Origin of the sequence: Mesorhizobium sp. Ca11, assembly GCF_020165275.1 — a bacterium.
Classification (GTDB): domain Bacteria; phylum Pseudomonadota; class Alphaproteobacteria; order Rhizobiales; family Rhizobiaceae; genus Mesorhizobium.
Genome location: NZ_JAIUHU010000009.1, coordinates 1 through 23,219 on the forward strand (window position 1 = coordinate 1; position 23,219 = coordinate 23,219).

The 23,219-nt window shown below is 63.6% G+C and carries 28 protein-coding genes; 10 read left to right on the forward strand and 18 right to left on the reverse strand.

Going from position 1 to position 23,219, the window contains the following annotated elements:
- Window positions 1-117: 117 nt before the first annotated feature.
- Window positions 118-738 (reverse strand): tetratricopeptide repeat protein, encoded by a 621-nt coding sequence (locus tag LB538_RS17270; RefSeq protein ID WP_224532590.1) that lies wholly within the window; start codon window positions 736-738, stop codon window positions 118-120.
- A 128-nt stretch (window positions 739-866) separates the two neighbouring features.
- Window positions 867-992, reverse strand: coding sequence for a type B 50S ribosomal protein L36 (ykgO, locus tag LB538_RS17275; protein WP_040974291.1), 126 nt, complete (start codon window positions 990-992; stop codon window positions 867-869).
- A gap of 244 nt (window positions 993-1,236) precedes the next feature.
- Here ykgO and LB538_RS17280 point away from each other — a divergent pair, with 244 nt between their 5' ends.
- Window positions 1,237-1,662: a lysozyme inhibitor LprI family protein gene (locus tag LB538_RS17280; protein ID WP_224532589.1), complete on the forward strand. Its 426-nt coding sequence runs from the start codon at window positions 1,237-1,239 to the stop codon at window positions 1,660-1,662.
- A 7-nt stretch (window positions 1,663-1,669) separates the two neighbouring features.
- On the opposite strand, the gene LB538_RS17285 is transcribed toward LB538_RS17280, so the two are convergent.
- From LB538_RS17285 to LB538_RS17320, 8 genes are all read right to left on the reverse strand, one after another.
- On the reverse strand, window positions 1,670-2,746 hold the full coding sequence (locus tag LB538_RS17285; protein ID WP_224532588.1) for a 5-(carboxyamino)imidazole ribonucleotide synthase: 1,077 nt from the start codon (window positions 2,744-2,746) through the stop codon (window positions 1,670-1,672).
- Window positions 2,743-3,240, reverse strand: a complete 498-nt coding sequence (gene purE / locus LB538_RS17290; RefSeq protein WP_224532587.1) for a 5-(carboxyamino)imidazole ribonucleotide mutase — start codon at window positions 3,238-3,240, stop codon at window positions 2,743-2,745. Before purE ends, LB538_RS17285 begins: the two co-directional genes overlap by 4 nt.
- 78 nt (window positions 3,241-3,318) lie before the next feature.
- Window positions 3,319-4,524 (reverse strand): aminotransferase class V-fold PLP-dependent enzyme, encoded by a 1,206-nt coding sequence (locus tag LB538_RS17295; RefSeq protein WP_224532586.1) that lies wholly within the window; start codon window positions 4,522-4,524, stop codon window positions 3,319-3,321.
- Window positions 4,525-4,543: 19 nt separating this feature from the next.
- Complete coding sequence (locus LB538_RS17300; protein WP_095767324.1) at window positions 4,544-5,005, reverse strand: RidA family protein; 462 nt, start codon at window positions 5,003-5,005, stop codon at window positions 4,544-4,546.
- Between the two features lie 37 nt (window positions 5,006-5,042).
- A complete protein-coding gene (locus tag LB538_RS17305) occupies window positions 5,043-5,834 on the reverse strand; it encodes an amino acid ABC transporter ATP-binding protein (protein ID WP_224532585.1) in 792 nt (263 codons plus the stop codon).
- Window positions 5,835-5,838: 4 nt separating this feature from the next.
- A complete protein-coding gene (locus LB538_RS17310; RefSeq protein ID WP_140841555.1) occupies window positions 5,839-6,489 on the reverse strand; it encodes an amino acid ABC transporter permease in 651 nt (216 codons plus the stop codon).
- 1 nt (window position 6,490) lies between these two features.
- Entirely contained in the window at window positions 6,491-7,156 is a 666-nt protein-coding gene (locus LB538_RS17315; RefSeq protein ID WP_140841553.1) for an amino acid ABC transporter permease, read from the reverse strand.
- Window positions 7,157-7,269: 113 nt separating this feature from the next.
- Window positions 7,270-8,100: a transporter substrate-binding domain-containing protein gene (locus LB538_RS17320; RefSeq protein ID WP_210200001.1), complete on the reverse strand. Its 831-nt coding sequence runs from the start codon at window positions 8,098-8,100 to the stop codon at window positions 7,270-7,272.
- A gap of 164 nt (window positions 8,101-8,264) precedes the next feature.
- Here LB538_RS17320 and LB538_RS17325 point away from each other — a divergent pair, with 164 nt between their 5' ends.
- Window positions 8,265-9,065, forward strand: a complete 801-nt coding sequence (locus tag LB538_RS17325; RefSeq protein ID WP_224532584.1) for an IclR family transcriptional regulator — start codon at window positions 8,265-8,267, stop codon at window positions 9,063-9,065.
- 18 nt (window positions 9,066-9,083) lie between these two features.
- On the opposite strand, the gene LB538_RS17330 is transcribed toward LB538_RS17325, so the two are convergent.
- Window positions 9,084-9,287, reverse strand: coding sequence for a YdcH family protein (locus LB538_RS17330; RefSeq protein ID WP_140841547.1), 204 nt, complete (start codon window positions 9,285-9,287; stop codon window positions 9,084-9,086).
- Between the two features lie 239 nt (window positions 9,288-9,526).
- Between LB538_RS17330 and LB538_RS17335 the strand changes: the two genes are divergently transcribed.
- Entirely contained in the window at window positions 9,527-9,706 is a 180-nt protein-coding gene (locus LB538_RS17335) for a YdcH family protein (RefSeq protein ID WP_042641511.1), read from the forward strand.
- Here LB538_RS17335 and LB538_RS17340 read toward each other — a convergent pair.
- The gene (locus LB538_RS17340) at window positions 9,687-9,947 is read right to left on the reverse strand and encodes a hypothetical protein (RefSeq protein WP_224532583.1); all 261 of its coding nucleotides are present in this window, start codon (window positions 9,945-9,947) and stop codon (window positions 9,687-9,689) included. The genes LB538_RS17335 and LB538_RS17340 overlap by 20 nt on opposite strands.
- On the opposite strand from LB538_RS17340, the gene ispG reads away from it, so the two are divergent.
- The 4 genes from ispG (at window position 9,946) to LB538_RS17360 (ending at window position 13,582) form a co-directional block, all read left to right on the forward strand.
- Window positions 9,946-11,196 (forward strand): flavodoxin-dependent (E)-4-hydroxy-3-methylbut-2-enyl-diphosphate synthase, encoded by a 1,251-nt coding sequence (gene ispG, locus LB538_RS17345; RefSeq protein WP_140841545.1) that lies wholly within the window; start codon window positions 9,946-9,948, stop codon window positions 11,194-11,196. The two genes, LB538_RS17340 and ispG, sit on opposite strands and share 2 nt — an antisense overlap.
- 4 nt (window positions 11,197-11,200) lie before the next feature.
- Window positions 11,201-12,061 carry a lytic transglycosylase domain-containing protein gene (locus LB538_RS17350; RefSeq protein WP_224532582.1) on the forward strand — a complete coding sequence of 287 codons (861 nt, stop codon included), beginning with the start codon at window positions 11,201-11,203 and terminating at the stop codon, window positions 12,059-12,061.
- A gap of 29 nt (window positions 12,062-12,090) precedes the next feature.
- The gene (locus LB538_RS17355) at window positions 12,091-12,309 is read left to right on the forward strand and encodes a phosphotransferase-like protein (protein ID WP_224551550.1); all 219 of its coding nucleotides are present in this window, start codon (window positions 12,091-12,093) and stop codon (window positions 12,307-12,309) included.
- Between the two features lie 136 nt (window positions 12,310-12,445).
- The gene (locus LB538_RS17360; RefSeq protein ID WP_224532580.1) at window positions 12,446-13,582 is read left to right on the forward strand and encodes a sterol desaturase family protein; all 1,137 of its coding nucleotides are present in this window, start codon (window positions 12,446-12,448) and stop codon (window positions 13,580-13,582) included.
- A gap of 234 nt (window positions 13,583-13,816) precedes the next feature.
- Here LB538_RS17360 and LB538_RS17365 read toward each other — a convergent pair whose 3' ends face one another.
- The 3 genes from LB538_RS17365 to LB538_RS17375 all read right to left on the reverse strand — a co-directional run bounded on the left by LB538_RS17365 (window position 13,817) and on the right by LB538_RS17375 (window position 16,893).
- Window positions 13,817-16,150, reverse strand: coding sequence for a response regulator (locus LB538_RS17365; protein WP_224532579.1), 2,334 nt, complete (start codon window positions 16,148-16,150; stop codon window positions 13,817-13,819).
- 186 nt (window positions 16,151-16,336) lie between these two features.
- Window positions 16,337-16,555, reverse strand: a complete 219-nt coding sequence (locus LB538_RS17370) for a hypothetical protein (protein ID WP_140841537.1) — start codon at window positions 16,553-16,555, stop codon at window positions 16,337-16,339.
- A 14-nt stretch (window positions 16,556-16,569) separates the two neighbouring features.
- Entirely contained in the window at window positions 16,570-16,893 is a 324-nt protein-coding gene (locus LB538_RS17375) for a hypothetical protein (protein WP_140841535.1), read from the reverse strand.
- A gap of 95 nt (window positions 16,894-16,988) precedes the next feature.
- On the opposite strand from LB538_RS17375, the gene LB538_RS17380 reads away from it, so the two are divergent.
- Complete coding sequence (locus tag LB538_RS17380) at window positions 16,989-18,992, forward strand: PAS domain-containing sensor histidine kinase (RefSeq protein ID WP_224532578.1); 2,004 nt, start codon at window positions 16,989-16,991, stop codon at window positions 18,990-18,992.
- On the opposite strand, the gene LB538_RS17385 is transcribed toward LB538_RS17380, so the two are convergent.
- Window positions 18,983-19,582, reverse strand: coding sequence for an HXXEE domain-containing protein (locus tag LB538_RS17385; RefSeq protein ID WP_224532577.1), 600 nt, complete (start codon window positions 19,580-19,582; stop codon window positions 18,983-18,985). The genes LB538_RS17380 and LB538_RS17385 overlap by 10 nt on opposite strands.
- Window positions 19,583-19,826: 244 nt before the next feature.
- Here LB538_RS17385 and LB538_RS17390 point away from each other — a divergent pair, with 244 nt between their 5' ends.
- On the forward strand, window positions 19,827-20,801 hold the full coding sequence (locus tag LB538_RS17390) for an alpha/beta fold hydrolase (RefSeq protein WP_224532576.1): 975 nt from the start codon (window positions 19,827-19,829) through the stop codon (window positions 20,799-20,801).
- A 76-nt stretch (window positions 20,802-20,877) separates the two neighbouring features.
- Here the strand turns inward: LB538_RS17390 and LB538_RS17395 are convergent, their stop codons facing one another.
- Entirely contained in the window at window positions 20,878-21,096 is a 219-nt protein-coding gene (locus LB538_RS17395) for a tautomerase family protein (RefSeq protein WP_224532575.1), read from the reverse strand.
- Window positions 21,097-21,308: 212 nt separating this feature from the next.
- Window positions 21,309-22,226 (reverse strand): polyprenyl synthetase family protein, encoded by a 918-nt coding sequence (locus LB538_RS17400; protein ID WP_411909031.1) that lies wholly within the window; start codon window positions 22,224-22,226, stop codon window positions 21,309-21,311.
- Window positions 22,227-22,302: 76 nt separating this feature from the next.
- On the opposite strand from LB538_RS17400, the gene LB538_RS17405 reads away from it, so the two are divergent.
- Window positions 22,303-23,061 (forward strand): transglycosylase domain-containing protein, encoded by a 759-nt coding sequence (locus LB538_RS17405; protein ID WP_224532574.1) that lies wholly within the window; start codon window positions 22,303-22,305, stop codon window positions 23,059-23,061.
- Window positions 23,062-23,219: the final 158 nt, after the last annotated feature.

Genomic DNA, 23,219 nt, shown 5'->3' on the forward strand with positions numbered 1-23,219 from the left:
CAGTAGGCAGTAGGCAGTAGGCAGTAGGCAGTAGGCAGTAGGCAGTAGGCAGTAGGCAGTAGGCAGTAGGCAGTAGGTTGCTCCGTTTCCTATTGCCTACTGCCCAATTCCTACTGCCTAAATCCCCTCGCCGGCCAGCTCTTCCGAGAGCGTCGAGACCTGGTTCTGGGCGCTGCGCATCATCGGGTAGATCGCCAGCACCTTTTGCCAGGCCTCCAGCGCCGACTGCTTGTGGCCGGTTTCGGCCATGATCTGAGCGAGGCCAGAGAGCGCGCCGAAATGGCGCGGCTCGAGCTCCAGGGTACGGTCGATGTCGGCCATCGACTTCCCGTAATTCTTCATCATGAAATGGACGGTGGCGCGGCGGTTCCAGCCTTCGGCATAGTCGGGCTGCAAGGTCACGACCTGGTCGAGGAAGTCGAGGGCGACGTCGAATTTCTGGTCTTCCGTCGCCTTTTGCGCCCATTGCATCATCAGGTCGATCGAGGCACTGCCCGACTGGTTCCACTCGTTCCAGATGCGGCCGGCGATGCGCTCGGCGGCCTTTTCATTGCGCTCGCGCTTCAACTCAGCGAAGAGCTGGTCGAGGCGGCCCTGCCTGGTCGGAGCGGCGGGTGGCGGTGTTGTGGCGGGTGGCGCGGCATCTGGCGGTAGCGCGCCGGGCACCGTTTCTGCCCCTGCAGGCAAAACTGTGCCGGAGAGCATAAGGGCGGCGAAAAATGCAAAACGAATCCGCATCGTCGGAATCTAGTCCCGGACGGCGGATCGTCAAAGCGATTTTAGCGTGAGAGCGCCGGCGAACCGGCATTCGACATCAGCGCGCCGTGGGCGCCGCGCAGCAAGCGACAGCAAGCTGCGCTCAAGTCTCAGCCCTGGCGCGCCTTGTAGCGCGGAGCGGTCTTGTTGATGATGTAGATGCGTCCCTTGCGGCGAACCAGCCGGTTGTCGCGGTGACGCGCCTTGAGCGCCTTGAGCGAATTCTTGATCTTCATGGTCTTGCCTGTTCGGTCAGGGCCCGTCCCGGGCCGAATTTTAAAAGGCGCGCCCGGAAAAAGCGCGCCTTGGAACTTGCGTGGCTCATAAACGAGGTGCCTTGCCCGTGTCAACCACGTGTGCGCGCCCCGAATGCCACAAGTGGGCCGGCAGATCAAATATTCGCCATCCGGCAGCACGGCATTGCGCGACTCAAGGGCGGCTGGGATGGTGCGGTCTCGCCGAAACGACCGGAGATTGCACATGCGTCGCCTGCTTTTGCCTGCCTGTCTTGCCTTGCTCGCGACCGCTCCGGCAGCCTTTGCCGAGGACTGCGACCGCAACGACGACAGCCAGTCGATGCTGAACATCTGCGCGGACGCCGACTACCAGGCGGCCGATGCCAAGCTCAATGCCGCGTACAAGAACATCGTCAGCAGCAACGATCAGGCCTCGAACAAGCTGCTGCAGACGGCGCAACGCGCCTGGATCGCTTTTCGCGACGCTGAGTGCGCCTATTCGACCGCCGACAGCGAGGGTGGCTCCATCCACCCGATGGAGGTTTCGCAATGCCTGACCAAGCTCACCAACGAGCGCATCAAGCAGCTCACCTCCGGCGCCAACTGCAAGCTCAGCGATCCGAGCTGCGCCGGCTCGGACGCGGGCGACGACGACCAGGACATGCAGTAAGCGACGGTTATCGGGGTCTGATGAGGCGCGTGAAATGGCCCATCTTGCGGCCGGGGCGCGACTCGGCCTTGCCGTAGAGATGCAACATCAGGTCGGGCTCAGCCACCAGCGCCGGCACTTTCAGCATGTCGTCGCCGATCAGGTTTTCCATCACGCAGTCAAAATGCCGGGCGGGCGAACCCAGCGGCAGGCCGGCGACGGCGCGGATATGCTGCTCGAACTGCGAGACGACGCAGGCAGCCTCCGTCCAGTGGCCGGAATTGTGCACGCGCGGCGCCAGCTCATTGGCCAGAAGCGCGCCGTCGGCAAGGACGAAGAACTCGACGCCGATGACGCCGACATAGCCGAGCGCCGAAAGGATTTTCGCGGCGGCATCCTTGGCGGCGGCGGCCGTTTCCGGGCGGATGGCGGCCGGCAAGGTCGAGGTCCGCAGGATGCCTTCGCGGTGTACATTCTCGGCCGGATCGTAAGCCGCGACCGAGCCGTCCAACCCGCGCGCGGCGATCACCGAAATTTCGCGCTCGAAGGCGACCAGCGATTCCAGGATCAGCGGCACATTGCCCATCGCCTCCCAGGTGCCGGCAAAGCCGCCGGTCTGCATGTTGCGGAAGACACGCTGGCCCTTGCCGTCATAGCCCATGCGGCGGGTCTTCAGCACGCCGCTGCCGTCGAACTTGCTCAACGCCTCGGTCAGTTGGTCGTCATTGTCGACCGGACAGAACTCCGCCGTCGGGATGCCGATGCCGTTGAGAAAGGTTTTCTCGGTGAGGCGATCCTGCGCGACTTCGAGCGCGCGGGCCGGCGGATAGACCGGGACCGTTGCAGCCAGCGTTTGCGCCGCGGCGACCGGAACGTTCTCGAATTCGTAAGTGACGACGGCGCTGGCGCTGGCCAGATCGGCGAGCGCCGCCGGATCGTCATAGGCGGCGACGATCTGTCGGTTGGCGACCTGCGCGGCCGGGCAGTCGGCCTGCGGTTCCAGCACAACGACACGGTAGCCGAGCCGCGCCGCAGCCATCGCCAGCATACGGCCAAGCTGGCCGCCGCCGATGATGCCGATGGTCGATCCGGGCGCCAGACTCACGGCGTGTCCGTCGGCTCGGCGGCAACCTTGGCGGTCTGCGCCGCGCGCCAGGCGTCGAGCCGGGCAGCGAGCTTATCATCGTTCAGCGCCAGCACCGCCGCTGCGAGAAGCGCTGCATTGGCAGCGCCCGCCTTGCCGATCGCCAAAGTGCCGACCGGGATGCCGGCCGGCATCTGCACGATGGAAAGCAGCGAGTCCTGGCCCGAAAGCGCCTTGGATTCCACCGGAACGCCGAAGACGGGCAGCGGCGTCATTGCGGCCGTCATGCCGGGCAGATGCGCCGCTCCGCCGGCGCCGGCGATGATCACCTTGTAACCGGCGGCCTTGGCGCCCTTGGCGAACTCATAGAGGCGGTCGGGCGTGCGGTGGGCGGAGACGATCAGCCGCTTGTGCGGGATGCCCAGCGCTTCCAGCGTTTCCGCGGCCTGGCGCATCGTCGTCCAGTCGGACTGGCTGCCCATGATGATGGCGACGTCGGCACGCTGATCGGTCAAGGCTTCGCTCCCGGCGGCAAAGGCGCGCCTTAGCGGAATTCGCCGACAGCCGCAAGGATGTGGCGAATGCGCACCGAGCTAGTCCGGCCAACGCAAAGAGCCCGAGGAGTCCTTGCGCGCGATTTTCATCGCATCGGCCGGACGCTCCTTGGCCGTCAACACGGCGCGCAGCTGCTCGGCGACGATCTCCGCCTCGCCGGGATGCAAATTGCAGGGGTCGAGGAAGAAGTGGCCGCGCTCGACCTCGTGGTTGCGGACGATCACCGGCGGCGAGCCGGCAGCCAAAGCGGAAGCCAGGCCGGCGGCGGTGAAGCGGCTTTCCGGACGCACGAACACCTGCAGGCGGTCGAGAGGATTGTTGGTCGGGTCGGGAATGATCTCAGCGCCGATGCCGGGAATGCCTTGAAGTGAATCCTTCCACAGATTGAGCGCCGCCTCCTCGCGCCGGCGGATGCCAACATGGTCGCGCTTTTCCCAGGCGTCGAGCGCCGCCATGGTACCGGCAATGCTTTCCTTGCCGACCTTCATCGCGCGGGCCACGCCGCGGTTCTGCAGGTAGGCGGCGCGTACCAGGTCCTTGCGGCCGGTGACGATGCCGCTGGTCGGACCGCTGAGGAATTTGTGGCCGCTATAGACGACGATGTCGGCGCCGCGCGCCAGGAAGCTGCGCAGGTCATATTCGGACGCGGCGTCAACGATCACCGGAACGCCCTTGGCGTGGCAAATCTCGCAGAATTCCTCCAGCGAAAGCATGCCGTACTGCACCGTATGGTGGGCGACGACGTAGAGAGCCGCCGCCGTCCGCTCATTGATTGCCTCGCGCACATGGTAGTCCTGGGTGACGCTGACGGTGCCCGCCGGAATGACCTTGGCGCCGGCGACGCGGATCGACTGGTCGATGGGCGCGCCATAGTTGACGATGTGGCCGAGCTGAATGACGACCTCGGACTTCAGCCCTTCGGTGTCGTCCGGCAGGCGTTCGATCGCGAGAAGGTTGGTGCCTGTCATCGCGCCGGCGATGGCCATGGTGATGCCCGAGGCGCAGCAGGCGGTGATGAAGCCGGCCTCGCCGCCGGTGAGGCGCGCGACCACCGCGCTCGCGGCGCGCTGCAAATCATCCATCTCCACCCATTGCGAGGCGATCTCGGCCATGGCGCTGATCGCTTCGGGAACGATGATCGAGGCACCCAGCGCCGTCATCGTGCCCGAGACATTGATGATTGGCCTCAAGCCCAGCCGCTCGCGGATGGTGGTGTTGGAGCCGGCGTCGGAATAGGTCTTCATGTGAGTGGACTCCGTTAAGTCAGGCGGCGATCTCGACGACCGCTTCGATTTCGACAGTGATGTTTCGCGGCAGCGAGCCAACGCCGATGGCCGAGCGAGCATGGCCGCCAAGCTTGTCGAAAACATCGGCGAAGAGGTCCGAGCAGCCATTGACCACTTTGGGGTGGTCGCTGAAGGTCGGCGTGGCGTTGACGAAGCCGAGTAGCTTCACGACCCGCACAATGCGGCCGAGATCGCCCGCCGCGGCATGCATGACGGCGAGCAAATTGAGGCCGGTGAGGCGGGCATGCTCATAGGCCTGCTCGACGGTGACGTCATCGCCGACCTTGCCGGTGCAAAGCGTGCCGTCGGCACGCAGCGGCCCCTGTCCCGAAAGAAAGATCAGCCGGCCGCTCTCGGCATGGGTGACGAAATTGGCGATGGGCGTCGGCGGCTCCGGCAACGTCAGGCCAAGCTCGGCGAGCCGTATGTAAGGCGACATGGAAGGGTACTCCCTGGATGGCCGAGGCCATCCGCTTTCAGAAATGCGAGGCGCGGAAACGCGCCAGAAATGCGCGGAGGCGCTCGTTGGTCGTTTCCGCCGCGAGCACTTCTTTCGGCGGACCGACGGCCGAGACACCGCCATCGGCCATGAAGACGATGCGGCTGGAGGCATCGCGGGCGAAGGCCATCTCGTGCGTGACCATCACCATGGTCATCCCGTCTTCGGCGAGGCTGCGGACCACCGCCAGCACCTCTCCGACGAGCTCCGGGTCGAGCGCCGAGGTGATCTCGTCGAGCAGCAGGATTTTGGGCTCCATGGCGACGGCGCGGGCAATGCCGACACGCTGCTGCTGGCCACCCGAAAGTTCGGCGGGCAGGCTGTCCGCCTTGTGGGCGAGGCCGACGCGGCCCAGCCAATGCTCGGCGATCGAGCGCGCCTCCGTCTTGCTCTTGCCGCGCACCTTGGTCAGGCCGAGCATGATGTTGCCGGCGGCGGTCAGATGCGGAAAGAGGTTGAAGCTCTGGAACACCATGCCGGTCTCGGCGCGCATGGCTGCAAGATCGCGTTCGCTACGCCGCTGGCGCGCGCCGCCGTCGCGAAAGCCGACCTCCTTGCCGTCGATGCGGATCGAGCCCGAGTCATAGCTTTCCAGAAAATTCACGCACCGCAGCAGCGTGGTCTTGCCGCTGCCCGAAGGGCCGATGATGGTCACCACCTCGCCCTTCGCCACCTGCAAGCTGACCGAGCGCAGCACACTGACCGAGCCGAAGGATTTCGAGACCTTGGCAATATCGAGAAGCGCTGGGTTGTCGTTCGAACTGGCCATCGCATTAATCCCGGATGAAAGCGAAGCGCCGTTCCAGCCGGCGGCTGGCATAGGAAAGCGCATAATTGACGGCGAAATAGATGAGGGCGCCGAGGATATAGAGCGGCATCGCCTCATAGGTGCGGCCGATGACCTGGTTGATCGCCTGCATCAGATCGGTGATGCCGAGCAGCGAAACCAGCGCGCTGCCCTTCACGGCATCGGTGACGCCGTTGATCCAAGGCGGCAGGAAGCGGCGGAAGGCCTGCGGGAAGATCACCGAGGTGAGGCGCTGGCGAAAGGTGAGGCCGATCGCCATCGCCGCTTCCGACTGGCCTTTCGGGATCGAGGCGACGGCGCCGCGCAGATATTCGACGACCTGCGCCGTCTTGAACAAGGTCAGCGCCAGCACCGCTGCCCAGAAGGACTGAAGGTGCACGCCGACCGCGGGCAGGCCGTAATAGACGAAGAACATCAGCACGAGGATCGGGATGCCGCGGATGGTGTCCGAGAAGATGCGCACTGCCCAACGCAGCGGCGCTGGCCCATAGACCAGGCCGACGCCCAGCAGGACCCCTGCGACCAAGGACAGGACCACGACCAGCAGCGAGACCCATAAGGTCACGGCGAAGCCTTCGGCAAGGAACGGCAGGGCGTAGAGGATCTGGCTCAGCATCTCAGCGCGCCGCCCTGAACCGGCGTTCGACCAGCCGCAGCGCAAACAGCAAGGTGTAGCCGGTCACCAGATACATCGCCGTCGTCACCAGATAGACCTCGACGATGCGGAACGTGTTGAAGTTGATCCACTGGGCGCCGTAGGTGAGCTCGGGGACCGAGATCACCGAGGCGATCGAGGTGTCCTTGAAAAGGGAGATGAAGGTGTTGGACAGCGCCGGCAGCGTGATGCGCAGCATCGTCGGCAGGCGTACGTGGATCAGGCGCTGCCATGGGGTAAGGCCGATCGCCTTGCCGGCGTCGAGCTGGCCGCGCGGCACGGCTTCCAAGCCTGAGCGGAACACCTCGACGAGATAGGCGCCGCTATAGACCGATAGGGTCAGGACAAACGAGGTGGGGGCGCTGTAGGCAAGATCGACGACCGTCGGCAGGCCGTAGAAGACCAAATAGACCAGCAGGATCAGCGGTACGTTGCGGATGAATTCGACATAGGCCGCGATGATGGCGCGCACCACGCGTCCGGCCGAGACATACCAGACGGCCAGCACCAGGCCGATGACGATGCCGATGGCGATCGAGATCACGGCAAGCTCGAGGCTGAGCAGCAGGCCGCCCCATAGCTTGTCGAAATGCCGCCAGATCAGGTTGAAATTGAGCGTATAGCCCATGCGTCCGTCTCAATGGCCGCGGTGCGACGGATAGGATTCGCCGCCCTCGCGCCGGGGTCGAGGAAAAACAGGCGGAAGGACCGCTCCTTCCGCCGGCTTGATCGTGTGGCGCGTCAGATGACCGGGAAGCCCGGATGGCGCGGCGGCGGCTCCTGACCGAAATATTCCTTGAAGGCGGCATCGTAGAGCGCCGTCTCATGGCCGAACATGGCGATGGTGAAGGTCTGGTTGACGAAGGTCAGCCAGTCGAGGTCGCCTTGCCGGACCGCAGCGCCGTAAAGCATCGAGTACCAGCTCTTGCCGGCGTCGAAATACTTGTCGGGATTGCGCGAGGCGAGCCAGCGCACCGTCGACAGATCGACAGCGGCGGCATCGGCGCGCTTGGATTCCAACGCCTGCAGAACGTTCGCCTGGGTATCGATCTGCAGCACCTGCGCCTGCGGCAAGGCAAAATGCACCGAGCTTTCGGCGTCGACATTCTGCAGGATCGAGATGCGCGTGGCGGAACCGTTCGCCAGGAGCTTGTCGAAGGTCTTGTTCTCGGAGCCAGGCAAAGTCAGCAGCGCGACGCCTTCAACGTAATATGGCCGCGAGAAGTGGATCAGCTGCGAGCGCTGCGCCGTCATGGTCATGAACTGGATGGTGATGTCGACCTTGTTGGTCGTCACGTTCGGAATGCGCTGCGCCGGATCCTGCATGACGAACTCGACCTTGGTCGGGTCGTCAAAGAGGCCCTTGGCAAGGATGCGGCCCATGGTGATGTCCATACCGACCAGCTCGCCGGCATCGTTCTCGAAATGCCACGGCGCGTTGGTGCTGCCGGTGCCGACGATCAGCTTGCCGCGATCGAGCGCAGTGCGCAGCACGCTGTCGGACGCGGCTTGCGCCGCCGCCTTCTCGGCGCTGATGGCGGTGAGCGCGCCGGCGGTGGCCAACCCCGCCATTCCCAGTTTCAGAAAATCACGTCTGCCGGATGTGTCGTTCACGGCGACCTCCTTTGATGGTGTGTTCCCCAATGCAGCAGAGATACGCGTCGCAATCAGCGATTGTCTCTTACAAGAGACGTGTGTATCCTGTACAAGACAGATACTAGCACTAGGAATCGACAATGCAAGAGAGTGAAACGCTGACCGAGTGGCCGAGCGAGGGTGCGGATGAAGAGCGGCCGGCGGGCTCGCGCGAGAAGGGGCTCAACAGGGCCTTGAACATCCTGGAATTCCTGCACGCCAACCAGCGTGCGATCGGCATCGGCGACCTGGCCAAAGGGCTCAATGCGCCGCGCTCGACGACCTATACGCTTGTGCGCGAGTTGGTCGAAGCCGGGCTGCTGGAAATGGCTGGCGACGGCAACCGCGTCTATTTCGGCAAGAAGCTCTATCTCTATGGAATGGCTTATATGCGCGGCAACGACCTGCTCAGGCGCGGCCGCCAGGAGGTCGACACGCTGTCGCGCGAGACCGGCGAGACCTCCGAGCTCTGCATGCTGCAGAGCGGCCGCTACACGATCGTCCATTCGAGCCCGGGCACCAGGCCATTCCGCATCAGTTCGGCCACCGGCCTGCAGATCCCGCTGCCCTGGACTGCTTCCGGCCGGCTGCTGCTTGCCGGCCTCGATCGCGGCGGGATCGAAACGATGGTCACGCGAGACGACCTCGTGCTGCCGGACGGCCGAAAGCTCGAACTCGATGATTTCATCGACGATATCGCGCGGGCGCGCGTCACCGGCTATTGCGTCACGTCAGGCCTGGTCGATGCATACACCAAATGCCTTGCGGCGCCGGTGTTCTCTGCGCCAGGCAAGGTCGAAGCGACTATGTGCCTTGTGGTGCCGATCGACACGTCCGAAGAACGGACCGGCGAACTTCTCGCGCTGCTGCGCGAACGCGCGGCACGGCTATCGATCTCTTGACGGTGCGGGGCGATCCGCTCAGGCAATGATGTCGGGAATGATGCGGTCTTCCAGCACCGACAGCCGGTCTTTCAGCATCAGCTTCTTCTTCTTCATGCGCTGGATCTGAAGCGGGTCGCAGCCGGTGGCGATCATCGCGTTGATCGCGGCGTCGAAATCGGCGTGTTCTTGTTTGAGCCGGGAATATTCGAGGCGTATTTCAGCCTGTTCCTGTTCGGACATTATCTACCGTCTGCGTATGCATCGCCCAATCGGGCTGTTTGGGCGGGGCCGTGACTTGCGGGTTTGTGACCGGCGCGCAGCCCTTACCACATTTCACTTTGTCGTGGAATGCTACCACGTGGCATTCGACATCGAGATCGGTTGGTGGCAAACTGTCATGGTGCCGTCACAGTCGCAACCTGCGGTGGAGGCTCCTGCGACGGCTGCAATCGAGGAAACCATGAAAGGGAGAACCATTCATGTCTCTTGCATCCCATCTTGACGAGTTGCAGCGGAAACACGGTGATATCGAGCGCGAGCTCACCGATGCGATGAACCATCCTTCGGTCGACGACCTCGAAATCGTGAATCTCAAGCGACGCAAGCTGGCAATCAAGGACGAGATTGAAAAGCTGAAAGCTAGTCCGACGACACACTGAAGCTCTTCCAGGCACCATCATCGCAACCCGCCGCGGTGAATTCCGGTGGCAAGAAATGCCACCGGGTCGGTGCTTTTAACTGAAATTGACGGAAAGCTCGGCCGCAAACCTTGCGGTCGGGCGGGTTATTATTTTTCGCGCGGCTCCAGCCGATTTGCAGGATGGCCCGTCGCTTGCCATTGACAAGCCATCTTTGCTCCGCCACCTCATGCCGAAACTCCCAAATGAAGGCGGCCGGCATGACCGGATATTTTTCTTCTCCCTTCCCGCGTCGCCGGTCGGTCGGCGTATCGGTCGGCGGCGTGATGGTCGGCGGCGGCGCACCGGTTGTCGTGCAATCGATGACCAACACCGATACCGCCGATGTCGACCAGACCGTCGCCCAGGTCGCGGCGCTGCATCGTGCCGGCTCCGAGATCGTGCGCATCACGGTCGACCGCGACGAGAGCGCGGCGGCGGTTCCGCGCATCCATGAGCGGCTGTTGCGGCTCGGCATCGATGTGCCGCTGGTCGGCGACTTCCACTATATCGGGCACAAGCTGCTCGCCGATCATCCGGCCTGCGCCGAAGCGCTGGCCAAATACCGCATCAATCCGGGCAATGTCGGCTTCAAGGACAAGAAGGACCGCCAGTTCGCCGCGATCGTCGAGATGGCGATCAGATATGACAAGCCGGTACGCATCGGCGTCAATTGGGGATCGCTCGACCAGGAGCTTTTGACCCGGCTGATGGACGACAACCAGGCGAAGGGCTCGCCGCTCACCGCGCAGGAAGTCACGCGCGAGGCGATCGTGCAGTCGGCGATCCTGTCGGCCGAGATGGCGGAAGAGATCGGGCTTGGCCGCGAAAAGATCATCCTGTCGGCCAAGGTCAGCGGTGTGCAGGACCTGATCGCCGTCTACACCGAGCTTGCCACCCGCTCCGACCATGCGCTGCATCTGGGTCTCACCGAAGCCGGCATGGGCACCAAGGGCATTGTCGCTTCTTCCGCCGCGATGGGCATCCTGTTGCAGCAGGGCATCGGCGACACGATCCGCATCTCGCTGACGCCGGAGCCGAATGGCGACCGCACGCGCGAGGTGCAGGTGTCGCAAGAACTTCTGCAGACCATGGGCTTCCGGCAGTTCGTGCCGATTGTCGCGGCCTGCCCCGGCTGCGGCCGCACCACCTCCACCGTGTTCCAGGAACTTGCCCAGAGCATCCAGGCTGATATCCGCAAGAACATGCCGGTGTGGCGCGAGAAATATCCCGGCGTCGAGAACCTCAAGGTCGCGGTGATGGGCTGCATCGTCAACGGCCCCGGCGAATCCAAGCACGCCGACATCGGCATATCGCTGCCCGGCACCGGCGAGACGCCGACGGCGCCTGTCTTCATCGACGGCAAGAAGGCTGCGACGCTGCGCGGCCCTTCGATCGCACAGGATTTCGAGAAGATGGTCGGCGACTATATCGAGCAGCGGTACGGACACGGCAAAGCAGCCGCGGAATGAACCGATGCGGCGTTTCCTAAAGGCAACGCTGCTCTTGTTTTTCGTGCTGATCCCGGCGACACACGCATTCGCCGATCCGCCGCAGTCGAAGTCGGCCGCCAAGCGCCTGATTTCCCGCGTCTGCGATCTGATCGAGACCCAGGCCCAACAGAACGGGCTGCCCAAGGATTTCTTCGCCCGGCTGATCTGGAAGGAGAGCCGCTTCGATCCGGGCGCGGTGAGCCCGGTCGGTGCCGAAGGCATCGCGCAATTCATGCCGGGCACCGCGAAGATGCGCGGGCTCGCCGATCCCTTCGACATCGGGCAGGCCATCCCGGCCTCGGCGAAATATCTCGCCGAGATGAAGGTCAGCTACGGCAATCTCGGGCTCGCGGCCGCGGCCTACAATGCCGGCGAGAACCGCGTGTCGCGCTGGCTGAGCTCGGGCGGCTTCCTGCCGATGGAGACGGAAAGCTATGTCTTCGACGTCATGGGCGAGCCCGTCGACAAGTTCTCGGACAGGTCCTATGCCGGCACCGTCCAGCCGCTCGACCCGAAGATGAGCTTCGCGCTTGCCTGCCGCCGGCTGCCGGTGATCATGTCGCGGACCGTCGCCATGGCTTCGATCAACGTGAAGCCGTGGGGCGTGCAGGTGGCGGGCAATTTCCGCCGCTCGGCGGCGATCGGCCAATGGCTGCGGGTCAAAAGCCGGTTCCCGGCCTTGCTCGCCAGCCGTGATCCGGTGGTGAGCCGGGTGCGCACGCCGATCGGCCGCCGCGGCATCTATGCGGTCAGGATCGGCGCCGACTCGCGTGGCGAGGCCAACGGTATCTGCACCAAGCTGCAAAGCGTCGGCGGCGCCTGCGTGGTGTTGCGCAATCGGTGACGCAACGCCAGGACAGGGGGCCGCAAGAGGTGCTCGAAACGCGCGAAAGCCGGCGTGCAGACCGACTGCCCGGACTTGCACGCTGGCAATTCGAACGCGTGCACTTGGGTGTCGCCTACGACCTTGAGCTCGACACCAGCCGGCTGATGCCGGCGAATGTGCCCGCCTCATCCAGCAGCGATTTAAATTGTAGCGACTTGCATTCCTGGTGGGGACGCGAGCTTCCCGGCCGTCAACAACGCCGATAGCCAATTGCTAATGTTGTGACGAGAATCCGCTTGTCAGGGCGGTGGCGTTCAAATCTTATTGCGCTTTGCCATAGTAAGGGTGGGTTCAGTATTTCCAGGGCCCATTTTTATTCACGATCTTATAAGGGGGAGAATCATGCCGGAGGAGAATTTCCTAAAAAAGGTTGTCGGTGAGCTCGAAACACCGCGCACCAAGCGGCCATTCGGGTCCGGCTGGCTGTCGGGCTCGATCGCATTGCTTGCGGGGATCACCGGCCTCCTGATGGTCATCGTATTGCGCTATCCGACGCTGACCTCGATGCCGGACCTTGCTCCGATCCACCAGATGCTGTTCTTCAAGCCGGTCCTCTATTTCGTGCTTATCTCGGGCTACGTCCTGGCCATCCTGAGCATGATGCTGCGCCGGGAAAAGACGCTCGGCGTGGCGGCTATGGTCACGGTGCTGTTGGCCTCGCTCATCGGCATGCTCCCGGTGCGTCACGAGTTGCATGTCGACGGCGTGTTCTTCGGCCTTGATTTCTTCATTCTCAATGTCCTGTTCATGGGCGTGCTGTTCGTCCCGCTCGAACGCATCTTTGCCCGCAACAAGAGCCAGACCGTGTTCCGCGACGAGTGGCGCGAGGACCTGTTCTATTACCTGGTCTCCTCGCTGCTGGTTCAGATATTGACCTACCTGACGCTCGCGCCGTCCAATTTCGTCAACGCGCAAGCCGGCCTCGGTTCGGTGCGCGCCTGGGTCCACGATCTCCCCTGGGTCGTGCAACTGCTGGCGGTGATGTTCCTGACCGATCTCGCCCAATATTGGGTGCACCGCGCCTTCCATCGCATCCCATTCCTGTGGAATTTCCACGCCGTGCATCATTCAGCCAAGTCGATGGACTGGATCGCCGGCGCGCGGATGCATTTCCTGGAAATCATCGTGCTGCGCAGCCTGACGGCGACGCCGATGTTCGTGTTGGGCTTCGATGAATCGGCGATCCAGACCTATATCCTGATCGTCTACGTCTATTCGTCCTTCATCCATTCCAACATCGGAACCAGTTTCGGTCCGGTCGAAAAGATGCTCGTGTCGCCGCGCTTCCATCATTGGCATCACGGCCTCGAGAAAGAGGCAATCGACGTCAATTTCGCCATTCATTTCCCGCTGCTCGACCGGCTGTTCGGCACCTATCATCTGCCCGAGGGACGCTGGCCGAAGGGCTATGGCATTCACGGCCATCCGGTGCCGAAAGGCTATTGGCGGCAATTCCTGTATCCGTTCCGGCGGGGCTGAAGGCTCGAAAAGAGCTGGTTCAGAGTCGGCGGGACAGCGCCCCCCTCTGTCCTGCCGGACATCTCCCCCACAACGGGGGAGATTGGCCGTCACGTTTGCTTTCGCCAATCTCCAACGGACGGTCGAAGCGCCGGAACTGCTGATCTCCCCCCTCGTGGGGGAGATGCCCGGCAGGGCAGAGGGGGGCGCGAAGGAACTCGGCGGTGGCCGCCGAACGCACCTGGCGCCTGACGCTTAAGCCGTCTTCGCCGCCACGGTCTCGCTGAGCCAGGTGCCGATCTTGGCGCCGAGGCGGTCGGGCGAGACCGGTTTCGGCAGATAGTCGTCCATGCCTGCCTCGATGCATTTTTCACGGTCGCCCTTTAGCGCATGAGCGGTGACGCCGATGATCGGCGTGTGATCGCCGTTCTGCTCTTCGATGGCGCGGATGGCGCGCGTCGCCTCATAACCGTTCATCTCCGGCATGGAGACGTCCATCAGCACCAGGCGCGGGCGCAGCGAGCGGTACATCTCAACAGCCGTCCGACCATTGCCGGCAATGCGGTAGCTGAGACCGAAACCGTTGAGGATCTGGCCGAAGACCAGCTGATTCACGTCATTGTCCTCGGCGATCAGGATATCGATCGGGCCGCTCGGCGCTGCCGTCGATTCCGGCGCCGCCGGCACGGACACCGACGGGCCGCGGATGACGGTGAAGGCCGGCGGGGCCGCCTGGGCCGCGACCGGCTCGCGCACGAAATGCGCCTTGGCGCCTTGCGTGCGCGCCTTCTGGATGGCGGCAATCACGGTGCCCAGCAGCACCGCCGAACGCGCCGGCTTGGTAAGATGCGCGACGATGCCGAAATCGATCACCATGCGGCCGAAATCGACCTGGTCTACCGAGGTGAGCAGCACGACGGGGATGGAAGAGAGGCGGCTGTCGGCGGCGATGGCTCTGGCGACATCGGCGCCGTTCATGCCGGGCATCTGGTAATCGAGGATGATGCAGTCGACCGAGGCGCCGAGCTGGCAGGCGCGGTCGAGGAAAGCGAGGCCGACCGCGCCGCTTTCGGCGGCCGCGCAGTCGAAGCTCCAGCTTCTGAGCTGCTCCAGCAGGATCTCGCGGTTGACCGGATTGTCGTCGATGACCAGCACACGGGCGCCGGTGACGTCGACCGGCACCAGCTCGTCACGCGCCTGCTGGCTATGCGCCGGCAGCGGCACGGCGAACCAGAACACGGAGCCGCGGCCGATCTCGCTTTCGACGCCGATCTTGCCGCCCATCAGGTCGACGAGCCGGGCGCCGATCGCCAGGCCAAGGCCGGTGCCTTCATGGCGCCGGGTCGAGGAGCCGTCGACCTGGGCGAATTTCTCGAACACGCTTTGCAGTTTTTCGGCCGGGATGCCGATGCCGGTGTCCTCGACGCGGACCTTGAGCTGGACCACACCGTCGACGACATCGCCGCCGACATCGATCAGGACATGGCCCTTCTCGGTGAACTTCACTGCGTTGCCGAGCAGGTTGGTGACGATCTGGCGGAAGCGCCCGGCATCGCCGATGACGAAGGCCGGCAGGCGCGGGTCGACGCGCACGATGAGCTCGAGGTTCTTTTCGGCAACGCGCGCCGACACCAGCGTCGCCACATCCTCGACCGCCTCCGCCAGGCGGAAAGGGGCGGGGTCGAGCGTCAGCTGGCCGGCATTGATCTTAGAGAAATCGAGGATGTCGTTGATGATGGTGAGCAGCGCGTTGCCGGATTTGACGATGACGTCGGTGAAGGTCTTCTGGCGCGGCGTCAGCTCCGTCTTGGCAAGCAACTCGGCCATGCCGAGCACGCCGTTCATCGGCGTGCGGATCTCATGGCTCATATTGGCGAGGAATTCGGATTTGGCGCGGTCGGCGGCCTCCGCCTTGAACAAAGATGCGGCGGTCTCGGCGAAGGCGCGGCGGATCGCATTCTCCATCGGCCGGAATATCAGAAACGCCGCGATGGCGAGCACAGCGAACAGCAGGCCGCTCGCCCACAGGAGCAGCCGGTCGCTGGAAGCATCGGCGAGGCGGCGCTCCTCGTCGAGCGCGGTGCGCACCTTCACCAGCATCGGCTGGGCGAAAAGGTCATTCTGGTTGCGGATCTCGCGGTAGCTCCACTCGTCGACCTTCTGGGCGACTGCCATCAAGTTGAAGTTGCGCACCATATCGCGCGCCGACCAGAACAGGTCGTCATTGACCGAAGCGGTGTCCAGCGCGTTGACGGTGTTGTTCGACAGGCGCGGCCTGATCGCGGCAAGCTGGGCGTTCAGGATCCCGATCTCGCCCATCAGCCGTTCGGAATGGCCGCGCGCGGCGGTCGCCAACGCATCGCGCGTCTCGCTGCGCCAGGCGGTGCCGGTGGTCTCGGCGAAATTGGTGGCGTTGCGCAGGTCGCGGGCGAAGATGACGAAATTGCCGCTGAGAGCATCGACCTCGTGGCGGTACGAATTCACACGGTTGAGCGCGAACATGACGGCGGCCGAGGCCAGCGCGAAGACAAGCAATCCCGAAATGTAGCGGATCCGGATCGATCGGAGGAAGGAAGAATATTCCGGCATGCGCAACCCCAACACATACGCACAATTTTAATGGTCGGGATTACGCTTGATTTACATTAAGATTTCGTTGGAGGGAGGGTGGTCTTGTCGCTGCTTTTGATGCAGGGGCGACGTATCGCTGTCCGCGACAGACAGGTCTAGCGCACTGGACCTCCGGACAGCGCTTTGAAACCGGACGGCAGATCGTCAATCCGTCGTATCGGAGAGGATACGGTTTCCCTTGCGCAGCGTGATCCGCCGTCGAGGATGCTCGTCCCTTGCGGCTTGAAAAATGGCGCGGGCAAGCTGGGCTGTAACGGCGCGTGCGAGAACCCGTTCGATGACCTCATGGCTGTCGGCGTGCCAGAGTTCGATACGATAGGGCAGCGCTTCGGCCGAACGGGTAGAGTTGGCGCTCCGTGTCATAGACAGGCCCCTGCCTAATTCGCCGGACCGTTCCATCTCGAAACGAAATTGTTCTTGTGCCGCAAGGTGACGTAGCGGTCCGGGTGCTCACGCGTCGCTGCGTAATAGGCAGCGTAGCCGATGCTGGCATTTGCCGTGACGGCGAGGACTTGTTCGACACCGTTCTTGGTGGCGTTCCACAACTCGACCCTATACGGGAGTTCGTCATGCTCGGCAGAGCCGAGTTCGTGAGAGACGGGATTTTCCTCGTCATCTCCAGGCTCGTTTTCCGGAGCAAAGCTGTACAAATAACCTGGGTTTCTGAGATTGGCTGCGAGAGCGGATGAATATGTCGCCATTGATCCAAGCTCGTTGCTATGCAGGATAGGCACGCTTATGTTGCAGACGCGTCACCGGACGAACTGCCTGATGCGAGCGTAATGCGGGTTCGACAATGCCACTGACCACAGCCGACGCGCAACACCTTTCCGACAGCCGCCGCCTCGAACTCTTCATCGACGCTGTCGCCGACTACGCGATCTACACCCTTGATGCAGATGGCTTCATCACCAGCTGGAATGCCGGCGCCGAGAAGATAAAGGGCTACGCGGCTTCGGAAATCCTGGGGCAGCATTTTTCCCGATTTTTCACAGTCGAAGATCAGGCGAATGGGGTTCCGAGCAGGATGCTTGCCGCGGCAAAGGCGGAGGGAAGATACGAGGCCGAAGGATGGCGGGTGCGCAAGGACGGAACCAGGTTCTGGTCGAGCGGCCTTGTTCAACGGGTACTGGACCGCAACGGCGTTCTTTTGGGTTACGCGAAGATCACGCGAGACATCACGGAGCGCGTCGCCGCGCATGAGTCGCTGCTGCAGAGCGAGCGGCGCTTCCGCATCCTTGTCGACGGCGTGACCGACTATGCCATCTACATGCTCGATCCAAGCGGCGTGATCACCAATTGGAACGCCGGCGCCGAGCGGCTGAAAGGCTACGCTGCCGAGGAAATCGTGGGCCAGCATTTTTCCAAATTCTATACTCGTGAAGAACGCGCAAAAGGCGCGCCGCTCCGGGTCCTCGAAGCAGCCGTGCAGAACGGGCGATATGAAGGCGAGGGTTGGCGCGTACGCAAGGATGGCAGCCGTTTCTGGGCATCTGTTGTCGTTACCCCGATCCACAACGACGCAGGCCGACTCGAAGGATTCGCCAAGGTCACGCGCGACATCACCGAACGCCGTGCGGCGCACGAAGCTTTGCGCCAAAGCGAGCGCCAGTTCCGCCTTCTGGTGAGCGGCGTGACCGACTATGCGCTCTTCATGCTTGACCCCAACGGGCTGGTGACCAGTTGGAACGCCGGCGCGGAGCGCATCAAGGGCTATGCGGCCGAAGAAATCATCGGTCAGCACTTCTCACGTTTTTACACCGAGCACGACCGTGCCGCCGGTTTACCTGGCCGCGCGCTCTATACGGCAACACGGGATGGACGCTTCGAGACCGAGGGCCATCGCGTCCGTAAGGACGGGACGCTGTTCTGGGCGAATGTCGTGATCGATCCGATCCGCGACGAGCGAGGAGAGCTGATCGGTTTCGCCAAGATTACGCGCGACATCACCGACCGACGCGACGCTGAGATCGCACTCCGGCAGGCGCAAGCGCAACGCGTTCATACGCAGAAAATGGATGCGCTCGGCCAACTGACCGGCAGCATCGTGCATGATTTCAACAATCTCCTGACGGTGGTCGAAAGCTTTGTTCGCCTGGGCAAGAAGGTCGGTGCCGATCCCGAAATGAAGCGCGCGACCGAATCCGTGGAGCTTGCGCTCCAGCGCGGCGCCGCATTGACACGCCAGTTGCTGGCCTTCTCGCGCAAGCAGGCTGCCCGCGCCGAGGTCGTCTCGCTGGCAGAGCGCGTGGAAGCCGTCCGCGCAATGATAGCGGGCTCCATGCGCAAATCGGTGAAATTGGTCGCCGCTGTCGGACCCGAAACCTGGCCAGTCAAGATCGACCCCGGCGAACTGGAGCTTGGTCTCGTCAACATTGCCTTCAACGCGCGGGACGCCATGCCAGACGGTGGCCTGGTAACGATAACGGCGGAGAACGTGCTGTTGTCGAGCGAGGATAACGCAGCCGGCCTGCAAGGTGAATTCGTCGCGTTGCGGGTGACCGACACAGGCATCGGCATTGCGGCAGACGTGCTTCCGCAGGTTTTCGAACCGTTCTTCACGACCAAAGGGCCCGAGAAGGGTACAGGTCTCGGCCTCGCCCAGGTCTACGGCTTGGCGCAGCAGTCCGGCGGCGCGGTCACAATTGAAAGCGAAGTCGGCAAGGGCACGACGGTGACGATCTATCTGCCCCGGGCCGATATGGCAGTCGCCGCGCAGAGCGCCGAGCCGGAACAGCCAGCCAGCGCGAATGTGGTGCGGTTGAGGACAAAGGGCCGTTTTGCCGATGATCAAGACTGATGACGTCGCCGCCGATGCTGTGAGGTGACGACGAGAGAGCGGTATCGGGCGGCCACGACCGCAATGATCGCCAGGTGAAGCAGGATCGCGAGAGCTGCGCCGATCAATTGCGGGACAAGACCTCCCGTCCGGCCGATCATCCAGATCGTGACGACGCTCAGTGGCAAAAACAAAATGACGCTGGTGACGAGGCCGGGATTGTATTTGCCGAGCCGCGCCGATGTGACGAGGTGCGCGAGCGCGTTCACGATCATGACATACGGGGCAACCAGGCCCCAGGCGGGTCCCCACAGGAATGCCGCATAAAGAGCCAGCAGGTTGATGCCCCAGACAAACGGCAGGTTGATGACGAGAACCGAGGCGACGGTAAGGGCGTCACGGCCGCCGAAAACATTTTCGTTCGCGAATTTGCGGAATCGGTCGCCGGCGTGCTCTTCGACCTGATGGACCATGTAAAACGGGCTGTGCAGGAAGATCAGGAACACCGGCAGCGGAAGCGATAAGACCGGCGCGGCCGCTATGAGCGATGCTGCCATGAACCCTGCACCGATGACCCAATAATCGGCCAGCCAGGCTTTCAGCTTAAGCATTGGTTCCCCGCCTCGTCAGTCAGCGATCCTGCACGAATGGACGCGCATCGCCAGAACTATTCAAGTGCGTGGACGCCGTGGCGCTACGTGACCATGTCGATATTGACTGCCGCGACCGCCCCTGAGACAGTCAATGGAAGATGCGCGCCTCCAAAACTTGGCACCCCGCTGGCTCGGCCACCCGTTGCGGCGTCTGGCCTTTCGCCATTGATCAGAGGTGGAAACGCGAGCATGAGAAGCGGCCGTGAGCGAACCTATACAGCGGACAGTTGAGACCAACGGCATCCGCCTCAATGTCGCGGAGCAGGGCGAAGGGCCGGTGGTGCTTCTGTGCCATGGCTTCCCTGAATCCTGGTATTCCTGGCGGCATCAGCTGGGCGCGCTCGCAGCGGCGGGCTTCCGTGCCGTCGCCCCCGACATGCGAGGCTACGGCAAGAGCGACCGGCCGGAAGCGATCGACCAATACACGCTCTTTCATCTGGTCGGCGACATGGTGGGTCTTCTCGACGCACTCGAGGTCCCCAGCGCCGTCATCGTCGGCCACGACTGGGGTGCGGTGGTGGCCTGGCATGCCGCGCTGCTACGGCCGGACCGCTTCCATGCCGTCGTCGGCCTCAGCGTTCCGTTCCGGCCGCGCGGCAATGCGCGTCCGACCAGCCTCATGCCGCGAACGGCGGAGTCCCAGTTCTACCAGCTCTATTTCCAGCAACCCGGCATTGCCGAGGCGGAGCTGGAACGGGACCCGCGGGCCACGGTGCGCGCCATGCTTTACGCGGTGTCGGGAGACGCTTCGGACGGCGGCGCCAGAATTGCCATGGTCCCGCACGGCGGAGGTCTCCTGCAAGCCGCCGAGGTTCCTGCAAGTCTGCCGCACTGGCTCAGCGAAAGCGACAGCGATTTCTACGCCGGCGAGTTCCAGCGCACCGGCTTTGCCGGAGGTCTCAACTGGTACCGCAACATCGACCGGAACTGGGAACTGATGGCGCCCTTTGCCGGCGCGCGGATCAAGGTTCCCGCTCTCTACGCAGCGGGCGACCGTGACCTTGTAGTCGCCTTCCCCGGCATGGATCAACTGTTGGCCAATCTTAGGAACTTCGTCCCGCAAATCCGCGATACGCTGATGCTGCCCGGCTGCGGGCATTGGACCCAGCAGGAGCGCCCAGACGAGGTCAACGCCGCGATGATCGATTTCCTGCGGAGCTTGCCGAACCGGGGCTGATCCAAGGGAAAGCGAGTGTCGGCTCCGACACGGAAAGTTGGGCGTGCCGCTCGGCAAGCGACTCGCCCGGTTCAAGTCAGGCACTATCCTCGGCCCGGTAGGCGTCGGGAAGAATGAAGACCTCGTCGGCGCGGCCATAGCCTCCGTCGGGAACTTCCTCGATCAGCACCATGGTGTAGGGGCGTACACCTTCGCCGAAATAGTCGACGAACATCTGCGTGGTCTTGTGGACGAGGTCTTCCTTTTGCGCCTTTGTGAGGGCGGCCTCGGGCATCTTGAAGTTGGCAAAGGGCATTTCCAGGTTCCTTCCGGTGGATTTCACGGCTCTGGATGGAGGGCCGGGGAGGCGTCAGCGACCGGACCGATGATGTCCGTTCGTTGTCCTGGAGCGGATATAGACTGCTGCGGATGCCGGATAATCATCCGACCATCGACAGCAGTATTCGAACATAGCGAACAATCGGAGCTGTTGTCGGCTTCGGCAATGGCCGCCCGCCGCGCCGCAGTTCAGCTGTTGCGCGTCGCCACGAAGGTCGCCGCTTGCTTGAGCAGCTCAGCCCGCTCGCCATAGGGCTCAAGCAGCGCATGCGCCTGGTCGATGAGGCCGTGGAGCTGACCGCGCGCCCAGTCTGGTCCGTGCAGTGCTGCGAGCGTCGCCTTGCCGGCGGCCGCATCCTTGTTGGTGGCCTTGCCCATCTGCTTTGCGTCGGCGGTCAGGTCGAGCAGGTCGTCGGCGAGCTGGAAGGCAAGGCCGATCGCCGAGCCGAACTCCGCCAGCCGCTCGCGGTCGGCAGCAGGCGCGCCGGCGACGATCGCGCCGGCCTCGCAGGCGAAGCGGATCAGCGCGCCGGTCTTCATCGCCTGCAGCGTGATGATGCCCGCCTCGTCCGGCCGTTCGCGCTCGGCTTCGAGGTCCAGCATCTGGCCGCCGACCATGCCGCCGGCACCGGCCGCTCGGGCAAGGGCGAGAACCAGAGTGGCGCGGCGCTCCGCCGCCAGCAACGTCGCTTCGTCGGCGACGACGTCGAAGGCCAAGGTCAGCAACGCGTCGCCGGCGAGGATCGCGGTCGCTTCGTCGAAGGCCCTGTGCACCGTCGGCTGGCCGCGCCTCAAATCGTCGTCATCCATGGAAGGCAGGTCGTCATGGATGAGCGAGTAGCAATGCACGCATTCGAGCGCCGCGGCGACGCGCAGCGCCGCCTCGCTATCGGCCGACAACAGCGCGGCACTTTCCATGACCAGAAATGGCCGCAGCCGCTTGCCGCCATTGAGCACGCCATGGCGCATGGCCGCCATCAGGCGCTCCGGCCGCACGATCTCACTGGTGAGCGGACGCGCGTCGAGGATCCGCCGCAGCTCGGTCTCGACCGCGGCGGCGCGCATGAAAAGCGCGGATTCGAAGGCGATCTGGTCGTCTTTGCCCATGGCCGGGACCGGTAGCCGACACTCAGACATTGCGCAAGCAGGCTCGCGCCTTTATGCCGGAGGAGGCGAGGCACGGGTGGACGGCTTGACGGAACCGATCGTCGAATATGAAAGCGAAGGGCTGGACATGGCGCGACGTCGGCGCCTGAACCGCGCCGGTCTCAAGCGGCTTGGCCGGCGTTGCCTGGTCGTGGCGCTCGTGCTGGCAGTCATACCGGTCGTGCTCACCTTCCTTTATCTGCCACCTTTCGTGCATCCGGTCTCGACGCTGATGCTGAAGGACATCGTGACTTTTTCCGGCTACGACCGGCGCTGGGTGTCGATCGATGACGTGGCGCCGGTGCTGGCGCATTCGGTGATCATGTCGGAGGATGGGCAGTTCTGCTTTCATCGCGGCGTCGATCTGGGCGAGTTGCGCGGCGTGGTCGACGACGCGCTGGCCGGCGAGGCGACGCGCGGCGCCTCCACCATCACCATGCAGACGGTGAAGAACCTTTTTCTGTGGTCGCGCCCATTGGGCAGCGTGCGCAAGGTGGTCGAGCTGCCCCTGGCCGTCTATTTCGATGCTGTGATGTCGAAGCGGCGGATCATGGAAATCTATCTCAACATCGCCGAATGGGGGCCGGGCATCTACGGCATCGAGGCCGCCGCCCGGCATCATTTCGGCGTCTCTGCCAAGCAATTGTCGCGCCGGCAGGCGGCGCTGCTTGCCGTCAGCCTGCCCAACCCGATCGCGCGCAATCCCGCCAGGCCGGGGCCGGGCCTGCGGCGGCTGGCCTCGCTGATCGAGCGGCGCGCGAGCAGGTCAGGCGCCTATGTCGGCTGCCTTGACTAGGTGCATCGATATTCAAGTGAGCCCGGCCTGCGAACGGCGGCTACCTGCGCTTCCGGTGCTCACGTACTTTAAGTATGCTCCGCTCCGGTTCTCGGTGGCCACCGTTCTCGGCTCGGCCTGACTTGAATCTCGACACATCTAGTTCCTGTCCTCCTGCG

Coding starts and splice junctions, on each gene's coding strand:
- LB538_RS17270 (WP_224532590.1), bottom strand. CDS start 738: ATGCGGATTCGTTTTGCATTTTTCGCCGCCCTTATGCTCTCCGGCACA.
- ykgO (WP_040974291.1), bottom strand. CDS start 992: ATGAAGATCAAGAATTCGCTCAAGGCGCTCAAGGCGCGTCACCGCGAC.
- LB538_RS17280 (WP_224532589.1), top strand. CDS start 1,237: ATGCGTCGCCTGCTTTTGCCTGCCTGTCTTGCCTTGCTCGCGACCGCT.
- LB538_RS17295 (WP_224532586.1), bottom strand. CDS start 4,524: ATGAAGACCTATTCCGACGCCGGCTCCAACACCACCATCCGCGAGCGG.
- LB538_RS17300 (WP_095767324.1), bottom strand. CDS start 5,005: ATGTCGCCTTACATACGGCTCGCCGAGCTTGGCCTGACGTTGCCGGAG.
- LB538_RS17305 (WP_224532585.1), bottom strand. CDS start 5,834: ATGGCCAGTTCGAACGACAACCCAGCGCTTCTCGATATTGCCAAGGTC.
- LB538_RS17310 (WP_140841555.1), bottom strand. CDS start 6,489: ATGCTGAGCCAGATCCTCTACGCCCTGCCGTTCCTTGCCGAAGGCTTC.
- LB538_RS17315 (WP_140841553.1), bottom strand. CDS start 7,156: ATGGGCTATACGCTCAATTTCAACCTGATCTGGCGGCATTTCGACAAG.
- LB538_RS17320 (WP_210200001.1), bottom strand. CDS start 8,100: ATGGCGGGGTTGGCCACCGCCGGCGCGCTCACCGCCATCAGCGCCGAG.
- LB538_RS17325 (WP_224532584.1), top strand. CDS start 8,265: ATGCAAGAGAGTGAAACGCTGACCGAGTGGCCGAGCGAGGGTGCGGAT.
- LB538_RS17330 (WP_140841547.1), bottom strand. CDS start 9,287: ATGTCCGAACAGGAACAGGCTGAAATACGCCTCGAATATTCCCGGCTC.
- LB538_RS17335 (WP_042641511.1), top strand. CDS start 9,527: ATGTCTCTTGCATCCCATCTTGACGAGTTGCAGCGGAAACACGGTGAT.
- ispG (WP_140841545.1), top strand. CDS start 9,946: ATGACCGGATATTTTTCTTCTCCCTTCCCGCGTCGCCGGTCGGTCGGC.
- LB538_RS17340 (WP_224532583.1), bottom strand. CDS start 9,947: ATGCCGGCCGCCTTCATTTGGGAGTTTCGGCATGAGGTGGCGGAGCAA.
- LB538_RS17350 (WP_224532582.1), top strand. CDS start 11,201: ATGCGGCGTTTCCTAAAGGCAACGCTGCTCTTGTTTTTCGTGCTGATC.
- LB538_RS17360 (WP_224532580.1), top strand. CDS start 12,446: ATGCCGGAGGAGAATTTCCTAAAAAAGGTTGTCGGTGAGCTCGAAACA.
- LB538_RS17365 (WP_224532579.1), bottom strand. CDS start 16,150: ATGCCGGAATATTCTTCCTTCCTCCGATCGATCCGGATCCGCTACATT.
- LB538_RS17370 (WP_140841537.1), bottom strand. CDS start 16,555: ATGACACGGAGCGCCAACTCTACCCGTTCGGCCGAAGCGCTGCCCTAT.
- LB538_RS17375 (WP_140841535.1), bottom strand. CDS start 16,893: ATGGCGACATATTCATCCGCTCTCGCAGCCAATCTCAGAAACCCAGGT.
- LB538_RS17380 (WP_224532578.1), top strand. CDS start 16,989: ATGCCACTGACCACAGCCGACGCGCAACACCTTTCCGACAGCCGCCGC.
- LB538_RS17385 (WP_224532577.1), bottom strand. CDS start 19,582: ATGCTTAAGCTGAAAGCCTGGCTGGCCGATTATTGGGTCATCGGTGCA.
- LB538_RS17395 (WP_224532575.1), bottom strand. CDS start 21,096: ATGCCCTTTGCCAACTTCAAGATGCCCGAGGCCGCCCTCACAAAGGCG.
- LB538_RS17400 (WP_411909031.1), bottom strand. CDS start 22,226: ATGGGCAAAGACGACCAGATCGCCTTCGAATCCGCGCTTTTCATGCGC.